Origin of the sequence: Streptomyces sp. Ru73 (genome assembly GCF_002920575.1) — a bacterium.
GTDB lineage: Bacteria > Actinomycetota > Actinomycetes > Streptomycetales > Streptomycetaceae > Streptomyces.
In genome coordinates this window covers 19,087-35,810 of sequence record NZ_PQSQ01000002.1, presented here as the reverse complement: position 1 = coordinate 35,810, position 16,724 = coordinate 19,087, and the positions used below count along the sequence as shown (strand labels likewise).

The 16,724-nt window shown below is 71.7% G+C and carries 17 protein-coding genes; 13 read left to right on the top strand and 4 right to left on the bottom strand.

From position 1 onward, the window contains the following. The first annotated feature begins 101 nt into the window (after nucleotides 1-101). A complete protein-coding gene (locus tag C3486_RS01220; RefSeq protein ID WP_103830618.1) occupies nucleotides 102-1,001 on the top strand; it encodes a helix-turn-helix domain-containing GNAT family N-acetyltransferase in 900 nt (299 codons plus the stop codon). A 220-nt stretch (nucleotides 1,002-1,221) separates the two neighbouring features. Here the strand turns inward: C3486_RS01220 and C3486_RS01210 are convergent, their stop codons facing one another. Then, the gene (locus tag C3486_RS01210; protein WP_103830617.1) at nucleotides 1,222-1,932 is read right to left on the bottom strand and encodes a MerR family transcriptional regulator; all 711 of its coding nucleotides are present in this window, start codon (nucleotides 1,930-1,932) and stop codon (nucleotides 1,222-1,224) included. 99 nt (nucleotides 1,933-2,031) lie between these two features. Between C3486_RS01210 and C3486_RS01205 the strand changes: the two genes are divergently transcribed. After that, on the top strand, nucleotides 2,032-2,646 hold the full coding sequence (locus tag C3486_RS01205; RefSeq protein WP_181138399.1) for a putative immunity protein: 615 nt from the start codon (nucleotides 2,032-2,034) through the stop codon (nucleotides 2,644-2,646). Next, nucleotides 2,643-3,191 (top strand): putative immunity protein, encoded by a 549-nt coding sequence (locus tag C3486_RS01200; RefSeq protein ID WP_103830616.1) that lies wholly within the window; start codon nucleotides 2,643-2,645, stop codon nucleotides 3,189-3,191. Before C3486_RS01205 ends, C3486_RS01200 begins: the two co-directional genes overlap by 4 nt. A gap of 7 nt (nucleotides 3,192-3,198) precedes the next feature. Here the strand turns inward: C3486_RS01200 and C3486_RS01195 are convergent, their stop codons facing one another. Further along, entirely contained in the window at nucleotides 3,199-4,623 is a 1,425-nt protein-coding gene (locus C3486_RS01195) for a glutamate decarboxylase (RefSeq protein ID WP_103830615.1), read from the bottom strand. 368 nt (nucleotides 4,624-4,991) lie between these two features. On the opposite strand from C3486_RS01195, the gene C3486_RS01185 reads away from it, so the two are divergent. Next, on the top strand, nucleotides 4,992-5,720 hold the full coding sequence (locus C3486_RS01185) for a dienelactone hydrolase family protein (protein WP_103830614.1): 729 nt from the start codon (nucleotides 4,992-4,994) through the stop codon (nucleotides 5,718-5,720). An 83-nt stretch (nucleotides 5,721-5,803) separates the two neighbouring features. On the opposite strand, the gene C3486_RS01180 is transcribed toward C3486_RS01185, so the two are convergent. Next, nucleotides 5,804-6,193, bottom strand: a complete 390-nt coding sequence (locus C3486_RS01180) for a hypothetical protein (RefSeq protein ID WP_103830613.1) — start codon at nucleotides 6,191-6,193, stop codon at nucleotides 5,804-5,806. 221 nt (nucleotides 6,194-6,414) lie between these two features. Here C3486_RS01180 and C3486_RS37785 point away from each other — a divergent pair, with 221 nt between their 5' ends. Beyond that, a complete protein-coding gene (locus tag C3486_RS37785; RefSeq protein ID WP_258052519.1) occupies nucleotides 6,415-6,543 on the top strand; it encodes a hypothetical protein in 129 nt (42 codons plus the stop codon). Nucleotides 6,544-7,158: 615 nt separating this feature from the next. Here the strand turns inward: C3486_RS37785 and C3486_RS01175 are convergent. Further along, entirely contained in the window at nucleotides 7,159-7,896 is a 738-nt protein-coding gene (locus C3486_RS01175; RefSeq protein ID WP_103830612.1) for an acetoacetate decarboxylase, read from the bottom strand. Between the two features lie 222 nt (nucleotides 7,897-8,118). On the opposite strand from C3486_RS01175, the gene C3486_RS01170 reads away from it, so the two are divergent. The 8 genes from C3486_RS01170 to C3486_RS01135 all read left to right on the top strand — a co-directional run bounded on the left by C3486_RS01170 (nucleotide 8,119) and on the right by C3486_RS01135 (nucleotide 16,644). Continuing rightward, the gene (locus C3486_RS01170) at nucleotides 8,119-8,988 is read left to right on the top strand and encodes a 3-hydroxyacyl-CoA dehydrogenase family protein (RefSeq protein ID WP_103830611.1); all 870 of its coding nucleotides are present in this window, start codon (nucleotides 8,119-8,121) and stop codon (nucleotides 8,986-8,988) included. A 95-nt stretch (nucleotides 8,989-9,083) separates the two neighbouring features. After that, nucleotides 9,084-9,689, top strand: coding sequence for a TetR/AcrR family transcriptional regulator (locus C3486_RS01165; protein ID WP_103830610.1), 606 nt, complete (start codon nucleotides 9,084-9,086; stop codon nucleotides 9,687-9,689). 249 nt (nucleotides 9,690-9,938) lie between these two features. Further along, nucleotides 9,939-11,042: an NADH:flavin oxidoreductase/NADH oxidase gene (locus C3486_RS01160; protein ID WP_103830609.1), complete on the top strand. Its 1,104-nt coding sequence runs from the start codon at nucleotides 9,939-9,941 to the stop codon at nucleotides 11,040-11,042. Between the two features lie 235 nt (nucleotides 11,043-11,277). After that, entirely contained in the window at nucleotides 11,278-12,153 is an 876-nt protein-coding gene (locus C3486_RS01155; RefSeq protein ID WP_103830608.1) for an MEDS domain-containing protein, read from the top strand. Continuing rightward, a complete protein-coding gene (locus C3486_RS01150) occupies nucleotides 12,150-12,638 on the top strand; it encodes an ATP-binding protein (RefSeq protein WP_146074930.1) in 489 nt (162 codons plus the stop codon). Before C3486_RS01155 ends, C3486_RS01150 begins: the two co-directional genes overlap by 4 nt. Nucleotides 12,639-13,240: 602 nt before the next feature. Then, complete coding sequence (locus C3486_RS01145) at nucleotides 13,241-14,638, top strand: MFS transporter (RefSeq protein ID WP_103830606.1); 1,398 nt, start codon at nucleotides 13,241-13,243, stop codon at nucleotides 14,636-14,638. A 504-nt stretch (nucleotides 14,639-15,142) separates the two neighbouring features. After that, a complete protein-coding gene (locus tag C3486_RS01140; protein ID WP_103830605.1) occupies nucleotides 15,143-15,466 on the top strand; it encodes a bifunctional 3-phenylpropionate/cinnamic acid dioxygenase ferredoxin subunit in 324 nt (107 codons plus the stop codon). Continuing rightward, a complete protein-coding gene (locus C3486_RS01135) occupies nucleotides 15,463-16,644 on the top strand; it encodes an NAD(P)/FAD-dependent oxidoreductase (protein ID WP_103830604.1) in 1,182 nt (393 codons plus the stop codon). The genes C3486_RS01140 and C3486_RS01135 overlap by 4 nt, the downstream gene beginning before the upstream one ends. Nucleotides 16,645-16,724: the final 80 nt, after the last annotated feature.

Sequence of the window (16,724 nt, the reverse complement as noted above, 5' to 3'; positions counted from 1 at the left end):
AGCGATGTCATCATACGATGACAAAATCGCGGCCCGATGCGGATGGCCGTGGCGCCGACCTTCCCTTTACGCGTCCGTCATTGCCTGACTAAGGTCAGAGAATGAGCGCGGAGCAGGTGGAACAGGTACGGCGCTTCAACCGGGCGGTCGCCGAGCGGGTGGGCGTCCTGCACGACTCCTACCTGGGCGGCACGCGCCCCTACGGGCAGGCCCGGCTGCTCTGGGAGATCGGTGACGAGGGCACGCACGACGTCCGCAGTCTGCGGGACCGGCTCGGCCTGGACTCCGGGTACGTGAGCCGGCTGCTGCGGGCACTGGAACGCGACGGCCTCGTCGCCGTCGAGCCGCACCCCCGCGACCGGCGGGTGCGCACCGTACGGCTGACCGAAGCCGGGCGCACGGAGCGCGCGCTCCTCGACGACCGCAGCGACGCGCTCGCCGCTTCGCTCCTCGGCCCGCTCGACGCCCGCCAGCGGGACCGGCTCACCTCGGCGATGGCGGAGGTCGAGCGGCTGCTGACCGCCTCACTGGTTTCCGTGGAAGTACTCGACCCCGACCACCCGGACGCCGCGCACTGTCTGCGGTCCTACGCCGCCGAGCTGCAGGAACTCTTCGAGGGCGGCTTCGATCCCGCACACAGCCTGCTGCCCGACCCGGGCGAACTGCGCGCGCCCCGCGGCCTGTTCCTCGTCGCCCGGTTGCACGGCGAGCCGGTGGGCTGCGCCGGGCTCAAGCTGCCCGCCGGGGCGCCCGCCGAGATCAAACGGCTGTGGGTCTCGCCCCGCACCCGGGGCCTCGGCCTGGCCCGGCGCCTCCTGGCCGAACTGGAGGAACGCGCCGCGGGCCACGGCAGCGACCTGGTGCGGCTCGACACCAACAAGGCCCTGGCCGCCGCCACTTCGCTCTACCGCAACAGCGGATACACCGAGGTCCCCGCCTTCAACGACGAGCCCTACGCCGACCACTGGTTCGAGAAGCGGCTCACCCCTCGTACGCGGTAGGGGAGCGCGGGAGAGGGGCGGTCCGTCAACGGCCCCGGTCCGCGCGTACATCGAGGAGCTGATGCCCGGCATCCTCGACGGCGCCATCGAGCCGGGGAGGGTCTTCGACGCCACCACCGGCCTGGACGGCGTCCCGGCCGGCTACCAGGACATGGCCGACCGCAAGAGCCTCAAGGCCCTCATCCAGCGTGACCGGGGCCCGCGGGTGTGCGGCGTCGGCTCAGCCCGGCTCCGCCGGCCGGTCCAGCGCGTCGAGGTACGCGGCGAGCCGGCCGGCGGCGTGCAGCTGGGCCGTCCCGCGGGTCCTGAGGTCGCGCCGCCACCGCTCCAGCGTCCTGGCCAGCGCTTCCAGGCTGCCGGCCGCGCGGAGTTCGCCGAGGACGGTGGCGATGGTGCCCAGCGGCCGGCCTCCCCGGCGCAGCAGATGCGCCAGCTCGGCGTCGCGCACGTCGGACGCGAGGTACCGGCGGTGCCCGGTGCGCGGGTCACGCCGCGGGGTGAGGACGCCGGCGCGTTCCCAGGCACGCAGGGTGGCCGGGCCGAGCCCGAGGCGGCGCGCGAGTTCCCCGATGCTGTACGCCGTCCGCGTGCCGGTCGCCGTCTCCGGGGCGGCGCCCACGGCGGAGAGCGAGGCTTCGACGGCTCGCAGTGTGCTGCGGTCGCGGGCCAGGAGCGCGTGCCCGTCGTCGACGTACTCCAGTGCCTCGTCGATCCGGCCACCGGTGGCGGCCTGCATGATGCGGCGGCTCGCCGCGTGGCCGAAGGCGGGGACGAGCGCCAGGTAGGCCGCGAGGCCGGCGGCATGCACGGCGGTGTAGTCCCGGTACCCCGCCCGGCTGCGGCGGGCCGGCGGAACGATGCCGCCGTCCTCGTAGTTGCGGACCGCCTGCGTGGACAGCCCGTGCCGACGCGCCAGGTCCACCGGCCGCATGTGACCTCCGGTTGAGGGTTTCCGGGACGTTCTGCAGTAGACGAAGGGCAGTTCTGCCGCCGAGTCTCCACCGAGCGTTCAAGGATACGATTCAGGGGCATGGCAGACAGCACGCACACCGTGGCCGGGGACTTCACGCTGACGACGGACGAGCTGCGCGTCGTGGCGCGTTACGTGGTGCGGCACGCGGAGGACGTCCTGCCGGTCTTCGAGCAGGCCGTTCCGGACGATCCGCGTCCCCGCGCGGCGATCGACGCGGCCCGGGCGTTCATCGACGGCGCCAGGAGGACGAAACTGCAGCGCGTCACCTCTCTCGACGCCCACCGGGCCGCCCGGTCCGCGCCCACCGAAGCCGCACGACTGGCCGCGCGCTCCGCCGGTGACGCCGCATCGGCCGCCTATCTGCACCCCCTCGCCCGGGCGAGCCAGGTCGGCCACATCCTGCGGGCCGCGGCGAGTGCCGCGTACGTCGGGGAGCTGGCAGCGGGCGGTGACCCCGCTGTCGGGGACGCCCTGCTGGAACGGGCGCGGCAGCGCGCGACGCCGGTACTCGTCGACGTGCTCCGCCGCTACCCGCCCGCGACGGGCGGCAGCAGTCGTGTCGCCCGGCTGATGCGCACGCTGGACCAGGCCCTGCGCCAGTCGGCCGACCGGCCGCCGCAACACACCGCGAGGCGCAGCACCGAAGCGCGCGGAAGGGAGTACCCCGCATGATCCTCCCGAAGGTGCGGGACCCGCGCTTCGTGACGATCCGCCGTGGCGGGACCCTCACCGACGCGGACCACCGGCTGCTCGCGCTGTGGGCCGCCTCGTGTGCGGAGCACGTCCTCGGCCTCTTCGAATCGGTACGGCCGGCGGACCCGCGGCCGCGCCGGGCGATCGAGCACGCCAGGGCCTGGACGCGTGGCGAGGTGACGATGATGCAGGCCCGCGCGGCGGGCGGCCATGCGATGGGGGCGGCCCGGGATCTGCGCGGGGCGGCCCGCCATGCCGCGTACGCCGCGGGGCAGGCCGGGGCCGTCGCCCATGTCGCCGCGCACGAGCTCGGCGCGGCCGCCTACGCGATCAAGGCCGCACGTGCGGCGGCACCGGAGGGACGGGGCGAGGCCGCGGGACGGCTGGAGTGCCAGTGGCAGCGCGAGCAGCTCCCGGAGGCGATCCGGGAGCTGGTCCTCGACGACCAGCGGCTGCGCAACGACCTCTGCTGGTCGGTGTTCGACGCGGTGCCCGACGTGCCCGACGTGTCCGCCGAGCGGTAGCCGGCGGTCAGTGGCGTCCGGGACTGCGCGGGTTCTTGGTCTCGGCGCCGTGCGCGAAGCCGCCCGCGTCGTCCGCGTCGCGGTGCGGTTCGCCCTGCTTGTCCAGTCGGGGCAGCACCCGGCGCAGGTCCTCCAGGAGCAGGTCGGCCAGGTCGTGGCTGAAGCCGTTGCGTACCACGATGCGCAGGACGGCGAGGTCGGTCCGGTTCTTCGGGAAGGTGTAGGCGGGCACGAGCCAGCCGCGTTCGCGCAGCGCCGCCGACACGTCGAAGACGCTGAAGTGGTCGATGTTCTCGTGCATCCGGAAGGCGAAGACGGGGATCCGGCTGCCGTCGGTGAGCAGCTCGAACGGCCCGAGCTTCGCGATCTCCCGGGCCAGCCGGGTGGCGACGTCACGGCAGGACTGCTGGACGCGCCGGTAGCCCTCGAAGCCCAGCCGCAGGAAGTTGTAGTACTGGGCGACGACCTGGGCGCCGGGCCGGGAGAAGTTCAGCGCGAAGGTCGGCATGTCGCCGCCGAGGTAGTTCACATGGAAGACCAGGTCCTCGGGCAGCGCCTCCTTGTCGCGCCACAGTGCCCAGCCGACACCGGGCATGACCAGGCCGTACTTGTGCCCTGAGGTGTTGATCGAGGCGACCCGCGGCAGCCGGAAGTCCCACCGCAGCTCCGGGTCGAGGAAGGGGGCGATCATCGCCCCGGACGCGCCGTCGACATGCACAGGGATGTCCAGGCCGGTACGGGACTGCAGGTCGTCCAGGGCCGCCGCGATCTCCTCGACGGGCTCGTAGCTGCCGTCGAAGGTGGAGCCGAGCACGGCGACCACACCGATGGTGTTCTCGTCGCACAGCTCGACCGCCTTGTCGGCCGTGAGGTGGTAGCGGTCCCCCTCCATGGGCACGTACCGCGGCTCGACCTCGAAGTAGTCGGCGAACTTCTTCCAGCAGATCTGGACGTTGATGCCCATGACCAGGTTGGGCCGGTCGGCCGGCTTGTTCTCGGCACGACGGCGCCGCTGCCACCGCCGTTTGAGCGCCAGCCCGCCGAGCATGGCCGCCTCGCTCGACCCGGTGGTCGAGCAGCCCACCGCCTGCCGGGGCTGGGGCGCGTGCCAGAGCCGGGCGAGCATGTGCACGCACCGGCTTTCGAGCTCCGCTGTCTGCGGATACTCATCCTTGTCGATCATGTTCTTCTCGGCGCACTCGTCCATCAGCCGCCGGGCCTGGGGTTCCGCCCAGGTGGAGACGAACGTCGCGAGGTTCTGCCGGGCGTTGCCGTCGAGCATCAGCTCGTCGTGCACCACCTGGTAGGCGGTGTCGGGCTCCATCTCGCCGCGCGGCATCGCATACCGCGGCACCTTGACGGGTTCGCGGCTGAAGACCGGGTTGATCGGCAGGTCACGGCTCTCACCACGGTCGTCGTGCTGCACCACCATGCGCTCGATCCCCTCTATACGAGTTGTCATGTTTTGGGCGGCAATGCCCCTGGCGGGAATGCCCTCCGGTCCAGCTCTTGAATCCCATGGATCTCGCCGTACGGGGCAGGACCCGCCGCCAGGAGGTCATCGGCACCCGAACGGGTTCCCCCTCCCGGCCGTCACGGACACCCGGCCGTGCGGAAGCCTCCGCGAAAACCCGTTGGCGGACCGCGGCGACCACTGCTACGTTTCCGGCGGCCGTGCGAGAGAACGAGGAGGTGGTACCCGTGAACGCAGTATCGACATGGGTGCTCCCCTCAGGGGTCACGGTCGGGCGATAGGTCGTCCGGGAGCGCCGTTCACGAGCCCTCCCGAAAGGCACGACCATGCACTTCACTTCCGAACAACGCCTCGACGACGGCGTCCTCGCGCGCGAATTCACCCTCGGCGAGATCCCCGGCACCCTCTGGACGCCCGCATCTGCACCGTCCGCACCGGTCCCGCTGATCCTGATGGCCCACAACAACGGCCTGCCCCGGCGGGAGCCGCGGCTGGTGGCCCGCGCCCGGCACACCGCCGCGTCCGGCTACGCGGTGGCCACCATCGACGCCGCCGGGTGCGGTGACCGGCCCCGCTCCGCGGCCGACGAGCAGGCCCGCGCCGACCTCCGCCGCGCCATGCGGGCCGGCGAGCCGGTCGACGAGATCTTCGAGTCCTTCATCGGCCCGCTGGTCGACGAGGCGGTCCCGGAATGGCGGACCACCCTGGACGCCCTCCTCGGGCTGCCCGGAATCGGCGGCCCGGTCGGGTACTCGGGGTGGACCGCCCTCGGCATCCGCCTCGCGGTGGCCGAGCCGCGCATCCAGGCCGCCGGTTTCTTCGCCGGTGGCTATGTGCCCCGCGCCCAGCGCGAGGAGGCCCGGCAGGTCACCATTCCGCTGCTGTTCCTGCTGCAGTGGGACGACGAGGGGAACCCCAGGCAACGGGCCCTCGACCTGTTCGACGCCTTCGGTACCAAGGAGAAGACGCTGCACGCCAACCTCGGCGGCCACACCGGCACCCCGTGGTTCGAGGTCGAGGACGGGGTCCGGTTCTTCGACCGCCATCTGAGGTGAGGCCGGGCCCTCGGTACGGGGCTGTCTCCGGTGGCGCGGGCTCGACCACACCGCCGGAGACAGCCCCCGGGGCACCGGTCGGGTCACGTGGTCAGCCCGCGCCACAAGCCGCGCAGGTGTTGCGCCCGGGGCCGGGCCAGCCGCCGTACCGGGGCCAGCAGTGCCGCGGCCGGTGCCACCAGGCCCCGACGCTCCCACGACACCTGAAGGCGGCCGGCGCCCCGGGGTTCGGTGGCGAGCGTGACCCGGTGGGTGCCCGTACGGCGGTTCCGTACCCGCATGCCCAGGGGAGGGGAGCCGAGAGGCGCCAGCAGCCAGCCGCCGCAGCGTTGGCCGCGGTGGCCGACGCACAGCCGTGCGTGCCGGACCCCGTCGGGGCCGAGGAACGGGAGCCGGGCCGCCGACAGGTCGAGGCGGACCGTGCCCTCGTACAGCCCGGGACGGACCAGTTCCAGCCGGAAACTCGCCGACAAACCCTTGCCGGCGCCCAGTTGGACGGTGGCGGCGACGGGCCCGATGGGCAGCTGCCGGCCCGGGTCCCAGGTCCGTAGAGAGCTGAAGCATCTGCCCGTCGCTCCGCCGGACCAGATAAACGGGCTCGGTGTACCCGGAATTCTGATACTGGCCGTGTAATTCAAGGCCGGGCGCGCGGCGCGGCACCGAAGCGGCGGCGGGCCGGGGAGGGAAATACGGGATGGAATTTTCCGCGTCCACCGCCGACGCCTTTCTCCTGGCACTTCCGAAGCATTTCCAGAACCGATCCTGCGATAAAGAAAGCGAACGCAAGGAAAAGCGTGAGGCGATTCTGCTGTTTCACCACTGACGGCAAGCAACCCGTGGGGTTCTGGGGCTCCGTCGGCCGGCGCGGCAAGGGGTGACCGCGCCGGCCGGATCAGTGGGCCGTCACCGGATCAGCGCTGGTGCACCGGCGGCCGCTGCGGGTGGTGCGCCGGTGCGTGGTGATGCACGGGCGGGTGGCACAGGGACGCGTGGTGCCGTACCGGAGTCGGGCAATGGAAGCTGAGAATTCCCAGCGCCTCCCGGTTGGGCAGCAGCTGCACAACCTGGGCGTCGAGTTCCGCATTGTTGAGCACGTGTGCTCACTTTCGTTCGATGGTGCGGCAGACCGCCCGAAGGCCCTCCGGACGGCGCGCCGTTGCGATGTGATGAACCGTAGAGCCGCCGACGGAAAAGCAACAACCAGCACCAGGAATTCCATCTGTCAAAAGAATGCAAAACACCCCGAATGGGCGTCCGAATAAGAAAAGGGTAAGAAAAGCGTTACGGAATTCGCGGGTCGAATTCCGACGCCTCATCGCCGCCGGCTCGACTCCGGCGCCTGCCGCATCCGCGCGGCGCGGGCCGCAACCGGCCGCTTCCGGGGCCGGGGGAGCCCCGGGCCGGCGGATGCGGGGGAGCCGTGACGCGGGGGAGCCCGCTACTGGCTGAGGTAGTCGTGCACGGGCTGTGCCGGTGCGAGTGTGAGGTCGGTGAGGATGTGGCTGGCTGAGACGATCTCCAGTACGGGCAGGTCCGCCAGGGGTGCCATGACGTGGGCGAACAACTGCAGGCGGGCGGGGCCCGTCCAGGCCGCCTTGACGGTCACGTCGCTGATCTCGGTGCGGATCAGGTCGCACACCCGCTGGTCGCCGTTGTAGCCCGGGATGATTTTGACCGCATAGGTGGGCACGGTGATCTGGGCGCGGGCCTCGTCCTCGGCCAGGGGCTGCCACTTGTACGCCATGGTGGCCGTGGCGACGCGTTGGGTGGCGTAGTCCAAGGTGCCGACCAGGGCGCCGCTCTCGACGTGGAGGGCGGGCTCGCCGACGGTCTTGGGGTAGGCGCTCAGCTCGCGGCCCGCGGCGGTGGCGCCGAAGTGGTTGAGGTGCATCGCGTGCAGGTACTCGCCGCGCTCACTGCCGTAGCGGACGGGTATGACCTGGCCGCATTCCAGGTAGGGGCCGAACCCTTCGACGTCGCCCATCTTCATGACTTCGAAGCGCACCAGCGGCTCGTCGATCTCCAGCGGTTCGGGGACCGCGTCGCGGAGGGCGGCCGGGTCGGTGCGGTAGACGACGTTCAGGTACTCCCGGTCGGTGAAGCGCGTCGGCCGTAGCGGGTAGACGGGCGTCCTCAGCGGTGTGCCGGCGTGGTGGCGGAGTTCTTCGGCGCGCATCGTGGCTTCCTTCCTCGGCGGTGGCCACCGGCTCGGTGGCAGGCCACCGTTTGCATACACGGCGTATCCGATACACACTGTATCCGTTGGATGGTGGTCTGCAAGCCGGGGTCCGCCCGCGGCGCACCGGCACCGCAAACACCTGAGCGGTGGTCTGTGAACCGGGGCTCACCCGCGGCGGGTCGGCGCCACAAACCGCCACGAAATTGGAAGAAGACGGTCATGCCTTTCACTCTCCCCCTTGACGTCCGCACCCGCCCGGTGGCGGTCATCGGCGCCGGCACGCTCGGGCGGCGCATCGCGCTGATGTTTGCCACGTCCGGGCATGTACGGATCTACGACCCCGCCCGGAAGGCCGGTGAGGAGGCGGTCGCCTACGTCGCGCAGCACGTGAGCGAGGTCGCGGCCCGGGTCGGCAGTGACGTGCCGGGCGAGGCGACGGCCACGACGGATCTCGAGGAAGCCGTCGCCGGTGCGTGGCTGGTGGTGGAGGCGGTGCCGGAGCGTCTGGAGCTGAAGCGGCAGATCTTCGGCGACCTCGACCGGGTCGCGGCGGCCGACACGATCCTGACCAGCAACTCCTCGTCGTACCCCACCAGCCGGTTCATCGACGCCGTCGCCCGGCCCGAGCGGGTGCTGAACATGCACTTCTACATGCCGCCGCAGCAGGTGGCGGTCGACCTGATGTCCAGCGGTCACACCGACCGGGCCGTGCTCGACTTCCTGCTGCGGGAGCTGCCCCGCTACGGCGTCCACCCGTTCGAAGCGCGCCGGGAGAGCACCGGATTCATCTTCAACCGCATCTGGGCGGCCATCAAGCGCGAGTCGCTGGCCGTGGTCGCCGATGGGGTCTCCACCCCGCAGGAGATCGACCGGATGTGGGAGATCAACACCGGGCTCAAGGGCGGTCCGTTCCGCGCCATGGACAAGGTCGGTCTGGACGTCGTACTGGACATCGAGAACCACTACGCCGAGGAGAACCCCGCCCTGCCGGCCGGCCCGCGTGAACTGCTCCACCGCTATGTCGACGCCGGTCACCTGGGGGTGAAGAGCGGACGCGGCTTCTACGACGACTACCGCGCACGGGTGTGACCAGCGGCGATCAGGGGCGGCCGGTCGCATAACCTGTCTGTGGCCCTGCCCACGTGCGGCCCCGCCCACCCGCTCGGAACGAAAGGCCCCCGCCGTTGCCGAAGTCACCGACCAAGCGCCGCCCCATCACTCGCGCGGCCCTGACCGACAGCGCCCTGGCACTGTTCACCGAGAGGGGCTTCCACGCCACCTCGATCAGCGACATCGTCGAGCGCGCCGGTCTGACCCGGGGAGCCTTCTACTCCAACTACCGTGACAAGGAAGAGCTCTTCCTCGCCCTGTACGACGCGCACACCGACCGCCTGCTGAGCGAGCTGCGCGACGCGGCCACGAGCCCGGACCCCGGCGCGCACCCCATCGTTCGGCTGCAGGAGCGCATCACGGGCCGCACGCCGCAGGAACGTCAGTGGTTCATGGTCTCCATGGAGTTCACCCTGCACGCCGCCCGTCACCCGGAGATCGCCGAGGCCCTCGCCGGTCACGAGAACCGGCTGATCGAAGGGCTGGCCGAGGTCGTCGCCACCGCGCTAGCCCAGGCCGGGGCCCGGCCCACCATCGACGTGGAAGACCTGGCGCGCCTGCTCGTCGCCACGTTCGAGGGCCTCACCGCCCAGCAGCTCATCCACGGCACCACCGAATCGTCCCGGCGCATGGTGCCCCACCTCATCCACGCCCTCTCCGCCCCTGCCGTCACTCGGTAGCGCAGGCGCTCAGGGCGCCCGGCCCGGGGTGGTGTGTGACGGCGGTCTCGGTGTGCCGGGGGAGGAATGAACCCCGGCACGCGCCCGTTGTACGAGAAGCGTCGTAGTTCGGTATCGAGTCGAGGCGGGCGGTCGTCGGACGGCTGCTTAGTTCGATGGGTGCCGTACTACGATGTGTGTCGTATCAAGGCTTCGGGCGCGCTGTGCCCGGAGCCGAATCCGCCCTCGTTCACGCACAGGGAGCCCGTTGTGAGCGCACTGTTCGAGCCGATCACTCTCCGGCAGCTGACCATTCCGAACCGTCTCTGGATGGCTCCGATGTGCCAGTACTCGGCGGCGCCGGAGGGGCCCGAGCAGGGGGCGCCCAACGACTGGCACTTCCAGCATCTGGCCGCCCGTGCCGTCGGCGGCACCGGTCTGATCATCACCGAGGCCACCGCCGTCAGCCCCGAGGGCCGGATCAGCCCGTACGACCTGGGGCTGTGGAACGACACCCAGGTCGCGGCCTTCCGTCGCATCACCGACTTCATCAAGGCCCAGGGCTCCGTCGCCGGCATCCAGATAGCGCACGCCGGGCGCAAGGCGTCCACCGAGCGGACCTGGGTGGACAGGGGTGCACCGATTGCCCCTGGTCAGGGGTACGGCTGGCAGCCCGTGGCGCCCAGCGCTGTGGCGTTCGACGAGAAGTCGACCGAGCCGGACGAGCTGTCCGTGGCGCAGATCAAGGAGATCGTGGAGCAGTTCGCGGCGACCGCGCGGCGCGCGCTGGAGGCGGGCTTCCAGGTCGCCGAGATCCACGGTGCGCACGGCTACCTGATCAATGAGTTCCTGTCGCCGTTCACCAACCGGCGCACCGACGAGTACGGCGGCTCCTACGAGAACCGGGTGCGGTTCGCGCTGGAGGTCGTGGACGCGGTGCGGGCGGTGTGGCCCGAGGATCTGCCGGTGTTCTTCCGGATCTCGGCGACCGACTGGCTGAGCGAGAACGCCGAGGACGAGCGGACCGGCTGGACCGCCGAGGAGACCGTGCGGTTCGCCGCCGAGCTCAAGGCGCACGGCGTGGACCTGCTGGACACCTCCACGGGCGGCAACGCGCCGGACGCGAAGATCGAGGCGGTGCCGAACTACCAGGTGCCGTTCGCCGCGCAGGTGAAGAAGGAGACCGGGCTGCCGGTGGGCGCCGTGGGCCTGATCACCGAGGCGCAGCAGGCGGAGAAGATCGTCGCGGACGGGGAGGCGGACGCGGTGCTGCTCGGCCGCGAGCTGCTGCGTACGCCGTACTTCGCCCAGCAGGCCGCCCGCGAGCTGGGCGCCACCCCGCACGTGGCGCAGCCGTACCACCGCGCGGTCTGACACTCAGCCGCCAGCCCTGGACGGAGCGTTCGCAGGGGGGCCGACACCATGTACGGTGTCGGCCCCCTCGGTGTGTCCGGGGGCGAAGGGGCCCGGCTGGTGGAGAGGCGTCGTGCGGGGCCGTCGGTCAGAGATGAGGGGGCGCGTGGGCTGATGCGGGCCAGGATGGCACCGGTCCGGGCAAGTGCGGTCAGCGTCCCTCGGTGACCGCGCGCACGCCCTACGGTGTGGCTGCATGGACGCCAGCTCCGTGGCCAGGGCGGTATCGGTCACCTCCATGACCAGCGGCGATCACGCGTGTCTGGAGTACGACGACGATGCCTCCCGCTGGGAGATCCGGGCCGCGTACACCGCCATCGGACTCTGCCAGGGAGAGCAGGTCATGCTCTTCACCGATCCGGCGACCCGGCCCGGCGCCGCGGTCGAACAACTTCGGGCACACGGACTCCAGGACGAGGACGCGCTGGTGGACGGCCGGCTGATCGTGCTCGACGAAGTACCGGGGTTCGACGCGGCCGCCGGCTTCACGCCCGGGGCGCGGGTCCGGCTGTGGATGGAGCTGACCATGCGCGCCCGGCTGCAGGGCTACTCCGGCGTCCGGATCATGGGGGACATGGGCTGGGCGGCCGCCCCCGGCTTCGATCACGACCTGCTCGTGGAGTACGAGTGCGGGCTCTCGGCCCTCTTCGCTGACATCGGGTTCACCGCCGTCTGCGAGTACGACCGGCGGATGTTCGGCGACGGTCTGCTGCGCCGCATTCACGGTGCCCACCCCAAGAAGGTGCTTCCCCGGCTGGACGCGCTGGACGTCGCACGGCGCGGCCCGGAGCTGCGGATCGCCGGGGAGGCCGACCTCAACACGCGCGAGGAGTTCGCGGCGGCCCTCGTCGACGCGCTCCACGCCACCGACCGGCCGGCGGTGCTCGACCTCACCGAACTGTGCTTCATGGACGCACACAGCGCGACCACGGTGGTCCGGCTCGCGAGCCACCTCCCCGGCGACCGGTCCCTCGAAGTGCGCTGCCGTCCCGCGCAGGGCAGGCTGATCCGGTTGTGCGGCGCGTCGGAGGTTCCTCAACTCGTCGTGAAAGCGGGGTGTTTCGCTCAGTGAACCCTTCTCGTGACGCCGAAGGCCAGGACGGCGACGGCCGGCCGGCGCCCGTGGGGGAGCATCTCGGCGGCACCGCCGTGTCCCCGGCGGAGGGGCCCCTGCTGGACCGCGTCTTCGAGTCGGCGGACCTGGCACGCGTACGGCACCAGGTGGCCGACCGTGCGGCGCGTGCCGGGCTGCGCGATCCCCGGCTCGGTGACTTCGTCCTCGCGGTGAACGAGGTCGTGACCCATGTCGTCCTGCGCGGCGGCGGCAAGGGGCGCATCCGGCTGCACCACGGGGGGATCGCGCTGCGCTGTGTCATCACCCACGACGAGGTGGGGCAGGCGTATGCGACGCCTGACACCGACCTGTCGGACGGCCACGGCGGGGGCCACGCCGACCACGGTCTCGGACTGCGGGTGGCGCGGGCGGCAGTGGACTGGTTCGCCATGGTGACCTGCGGCGCGGTGACGACGGTGACGCTGGTGGCGGGGCTGGACTAGCCCGGCGGCGGCCGAAGGCGTACGGCCCCCTCTGCCGCTCGGAGCGGCAGGAAGCCGGACCGGCCCGGCCCGTACCGGCGGCGGCCGTTGCGTGCATACCCGTCCGCCTGCCGAAGGGGTCGGACGGCAGGCGGACGGGTGGCCTTGGCGGTGAGGTCAGCGGTCGGGAGGGCGCGCTCTTTCGCGTTCCGTCATGGGCAACCTCCCTCGTAATGCGCAACAGAATGAGGCGGCGGGATCAGGCTGTCAAGAGGCTGCCGGGACGCTTACGGCGCCGAGTCGGCGGGGGGACGGGCAAGTTGCGCGTGCTTCGACGGAGCGTCTTGACGACGGCGCGCCTTCAGGGTTTTGTTGCGTAGGCAGAAACAGCCCTCTCACAGCGCAACACCAGCGCACGACCCTTTTGAGCGTGAGTCCGCCCCGGTGGCGCCACCACCACGGCCCCCGGCCGGCTTCCCCGGCCCGGTGCCGCCGTGCCGTGGTGCTCTGCCGCGCCCCGGCGACGGCGGCCCCCCGCGGCGGCGCAGACGTGCGCCCGCCGCCGGTGGCGCGCCCCGTCGCAGGACCCACGCGGCCCGCAGTCCCTCAGCCAGGGAGGTCAGATGTCGATCCGTGCCATCGACGAGGCGCCACTGAACAAGTTCCACCGAAAACTCACCTGGGCCTGCGCCGGCGGCCCTTTCCTGGACGGCTACTTGCTCAGCATCATCGGCGTCGCGCTGATCGGCATGAGCGACGAGCTGCAGCTGACCACGGCGGACGAGAGCCTCATCGGCGCTGCCGCCCTGGTCGGCATCTTCGTCGGCGGGCTGTTCTTCGGAGCCGTCACCGACAGGCTCGGCCGTGAGGCGATGTACACCATCGACCTGGCGGTCCTGGTCGGCGCCTCCGTGCTGTCCGTGTTCGCCACCGAGACCTGGCAGTTCGTCGCGCTGCGCTTCATCCTCGGCGTGGCCATCGGAGCGGACTATCCGATCGCGACGTCCCTGCTGGCCGAGTGGGTGCCCAACAAACACCGCGGCCGGCTGCTCGGCATCCTCATCCTCGCCTGGTACATCGGTGCGGCGGCGGCCTACGTGGTCGGTTACGTGCTGGCCGAGATCGGCGGCGCGGGCACCTGGCGGTGGATGCTCGCCTCCGGCGCCGTGCTCAGCGCGCTCATCCTGCTGCTGCGCGTCGGCACGCCCGAGTCGCCACTGTGGCTGGTGAACAAGGGCCGCGCCGACGACGCGCAGAAAGCCATCGAACGGGCCCTCGGCCGCACCGTGCCGACGGACGAACTGCTCGCGGCGTCGGCGGTCGAGCAGTCCGTGGTGCACCGGCGGGTCCGCGACCTCTTTCAGGGCGCCTACCTGCGGCGCACGCTCTTCTGCGGGCTGTTCTACATGTGTCAGATCACGCCGATGTTCGCGCTGTACACCTTCGGCCCGACCATCCTGCGCTCCTTCGGCCTCGGCGAGGGCAACGCGGGCAACCTGGGCTCGGCGCTGATCAGCGTCGTCTTCACGCTGGGCTGCATCCCCGCGCTGCGCCTGGTGGACCAGGTCGGCCGCCGGCCCGTCATCGTCTGGTCGTTCGCCCTGATGGCGGTTCCGCTGGCGGTGCTGGGCGGCGGCACCGCGCTGCCCGTCGCGGTGGTCATCCTCTGCTTCTGCGCGTACGCGCTCTTCTCGGGCGGCCCCACCGTGCTGGAGTGGACGTACCCCAACGAGCTGTTCCCGACCAGCATCCGGGCGACCGCCGGCGGCGTGGCCACGTCCATCAGCCGCCTCGGCGCCGCCGCCGGCACCTACCTGCTGCCCATCTCGCTGAGCCGGCTGGGCATCGGCGCGACCATGCTGATCGGCGCCGGGATCACCATGGTGGGCTGGCTGGTGTCCGTGCTCTGGGCCGAGGAGACGCGGGGCCGCACACTGGCCGAGACCAGTGCCCTGCCCGGCGCGTCCTCCCGGCGCACTCCGCGGTCCGGCGTGCGGGAGGGGGACCTCGAACGCTCCTGACGAGGTAAGAGACGCCGCTTCGCGGCGAGGTGACACCGGCCGGCCCCTCCGGGGGCCGGCCGGTCGGCGTTCCCGGGCACTGCCGGGATGCCTGGCCGGGGCCGTGCGGGTCATCGTCAACGCTCCGCCGGGATGTCTGTCCGTATCGGGCTTCTGTTGCGCATGGAGATGTGCATTGCTCTATACGCAACAGGGAAGCGCGGTCGCCCGCCCGTGTCAAGGTCCGTTTTCCGGGGCGTGAGTCCGGCGTTCCGGGGCGCCGGATTCCGGTTGCGGGAACGGCGAACTCCCGCTTCCCGAACGGCATCTCACCTCTCCGGATCGCATGCCGGGTCGCTCCTTGACAACCCCTCGCCGCGAGAGGAACGATGTTGCGTAATGCGAGTCAGGTTGCGCACAGCGCGAACAACTCCATCTCGCTCGTTCGGCCGTGCCGACCCGAGGAAACCCCCTCCACGTCGACGGCCTTTCCCAGTCGGGCGCACTCACCCCGGAGGTATCCCCATGATCACGGTGTGCCGTATCGAAGACCTGCCCCCCGGCGAGTCCTTCCGCGTGACCGAGGGCGTGCCCGCTCCCGTCGCGGTGTTCCACACCGAGGACGGCGAGTTCTACGCCATCGACGACACGTGCACGCACCAGGACGCCTCGCTGGCCGACGGCTGGCTGGAGGGCTGCTACGTCGAATGCCCGCTGCACACGGCCCTCTTCGACCTGCGGACCGGGTTCCCGACCTGCCTGCCGGCGAAGACGCCGGTCCGCACCCACCAGGTCTCCGTGCAGAACGGCCAGGTCCTGCTGCACGTCTCGGTGGCGGAGCCGGCATGAGGCACCTCACCGTGGTCGGCGCCTCGCTGGCCGGGCTGAGCACCGTACGCGCCCTGCGCGCTGAAGGCTACGACGGCGGGATCACCGTCGTCGGGGAGGAACGCCACCTGCCCTACGACCGGCCGCCGCTGTCCAAGGAACTGCTCAAGGGCGACCTGGAAGCGGACGCGATCGCGCTCGGCGACACGGCGGAGTACGAGGAGCTGGCGGTGCGGTGGGCGCTGGGCCGGCGGGCCGTACGGCTCGACCCCGCGACCCGCACCGTCACCCTGGACGACGGCCGGGAGCTGCGTACCGACGGCGTGGTCATCGCCACCGGGACCAGTGCCAGGACCTTCCCCGGAACGGCCGGAATGGCCGGCATCCACACCCTGCGCACCCTCGACGACGCCCTGGCCCTGCGTGCCGAACTGCGCGGCGGCCTGCCCCGGGTCGTCGTCATCGGGGCCGGCTTCATCGGCGCCGAGGTGGCCTCCACGGCCCACCGGCTCGGCCTGCACGTCACCGTCGTGGAGGCACTCGACGTACCGCTGGAGCGCGTGCTCGGGCGCGAGATGGGCCTGGTCTGCTCCGCGCTCCACACCGACCACGGGGTCCGGCTGCTGACCGGCACCGGCGTGGCGGGCTTCACCGGCGACGACCGGGTCACCGGGGTGCGGCTGACGGACGGGCGCCAGATACCCGCCGACGTGGTGGTCGTCGGGGTGGGCGTCCGGCCCGCCACCGACTGGCTCGACGGCTCCGGCGTCGAGGTGGCCGACGGCGTGGTGTGCGACGAGGGCTGCGCGACGAACGTCCCGCAGGTGGTCGCCGTCGGCGACGTGGCCCGCTGCCCGCACCCCTTCACCGGCCGGCACGCCCGCATCGAACACTGGACCAGCGCCACCGAGCAGGCCAGGACCGCCGCCGCCACGCTGCTCTCCGGCACGTCGGCCCCCGGACCGGCCCGGGCCCCCTCTTTCTGGTCCGACCAGTACCAGGTACGCATTCAGCTCGCGGGCCACGTCGTCCCCGGCGCCCGGCCCGAGGTGGTCGACGGGGACCCGGACGACCGCTCCTTCGCGGCCGTCTACCGGTACGACGACCACCCCGTCGCGGTGCTCGCCATGAACCGGCCGAAGCCGTTCAACCGGCTCCGGCGCACGCTCGCCCCCGCCGCGGTGGCAGCGGCCCGGTAACGGAACCCGGCGCACGCCAGGACCGCGGCCCCCGCCCGGCCCCCGCACTCGCACCCGCCCCACCACCCGACCCGCCCGCA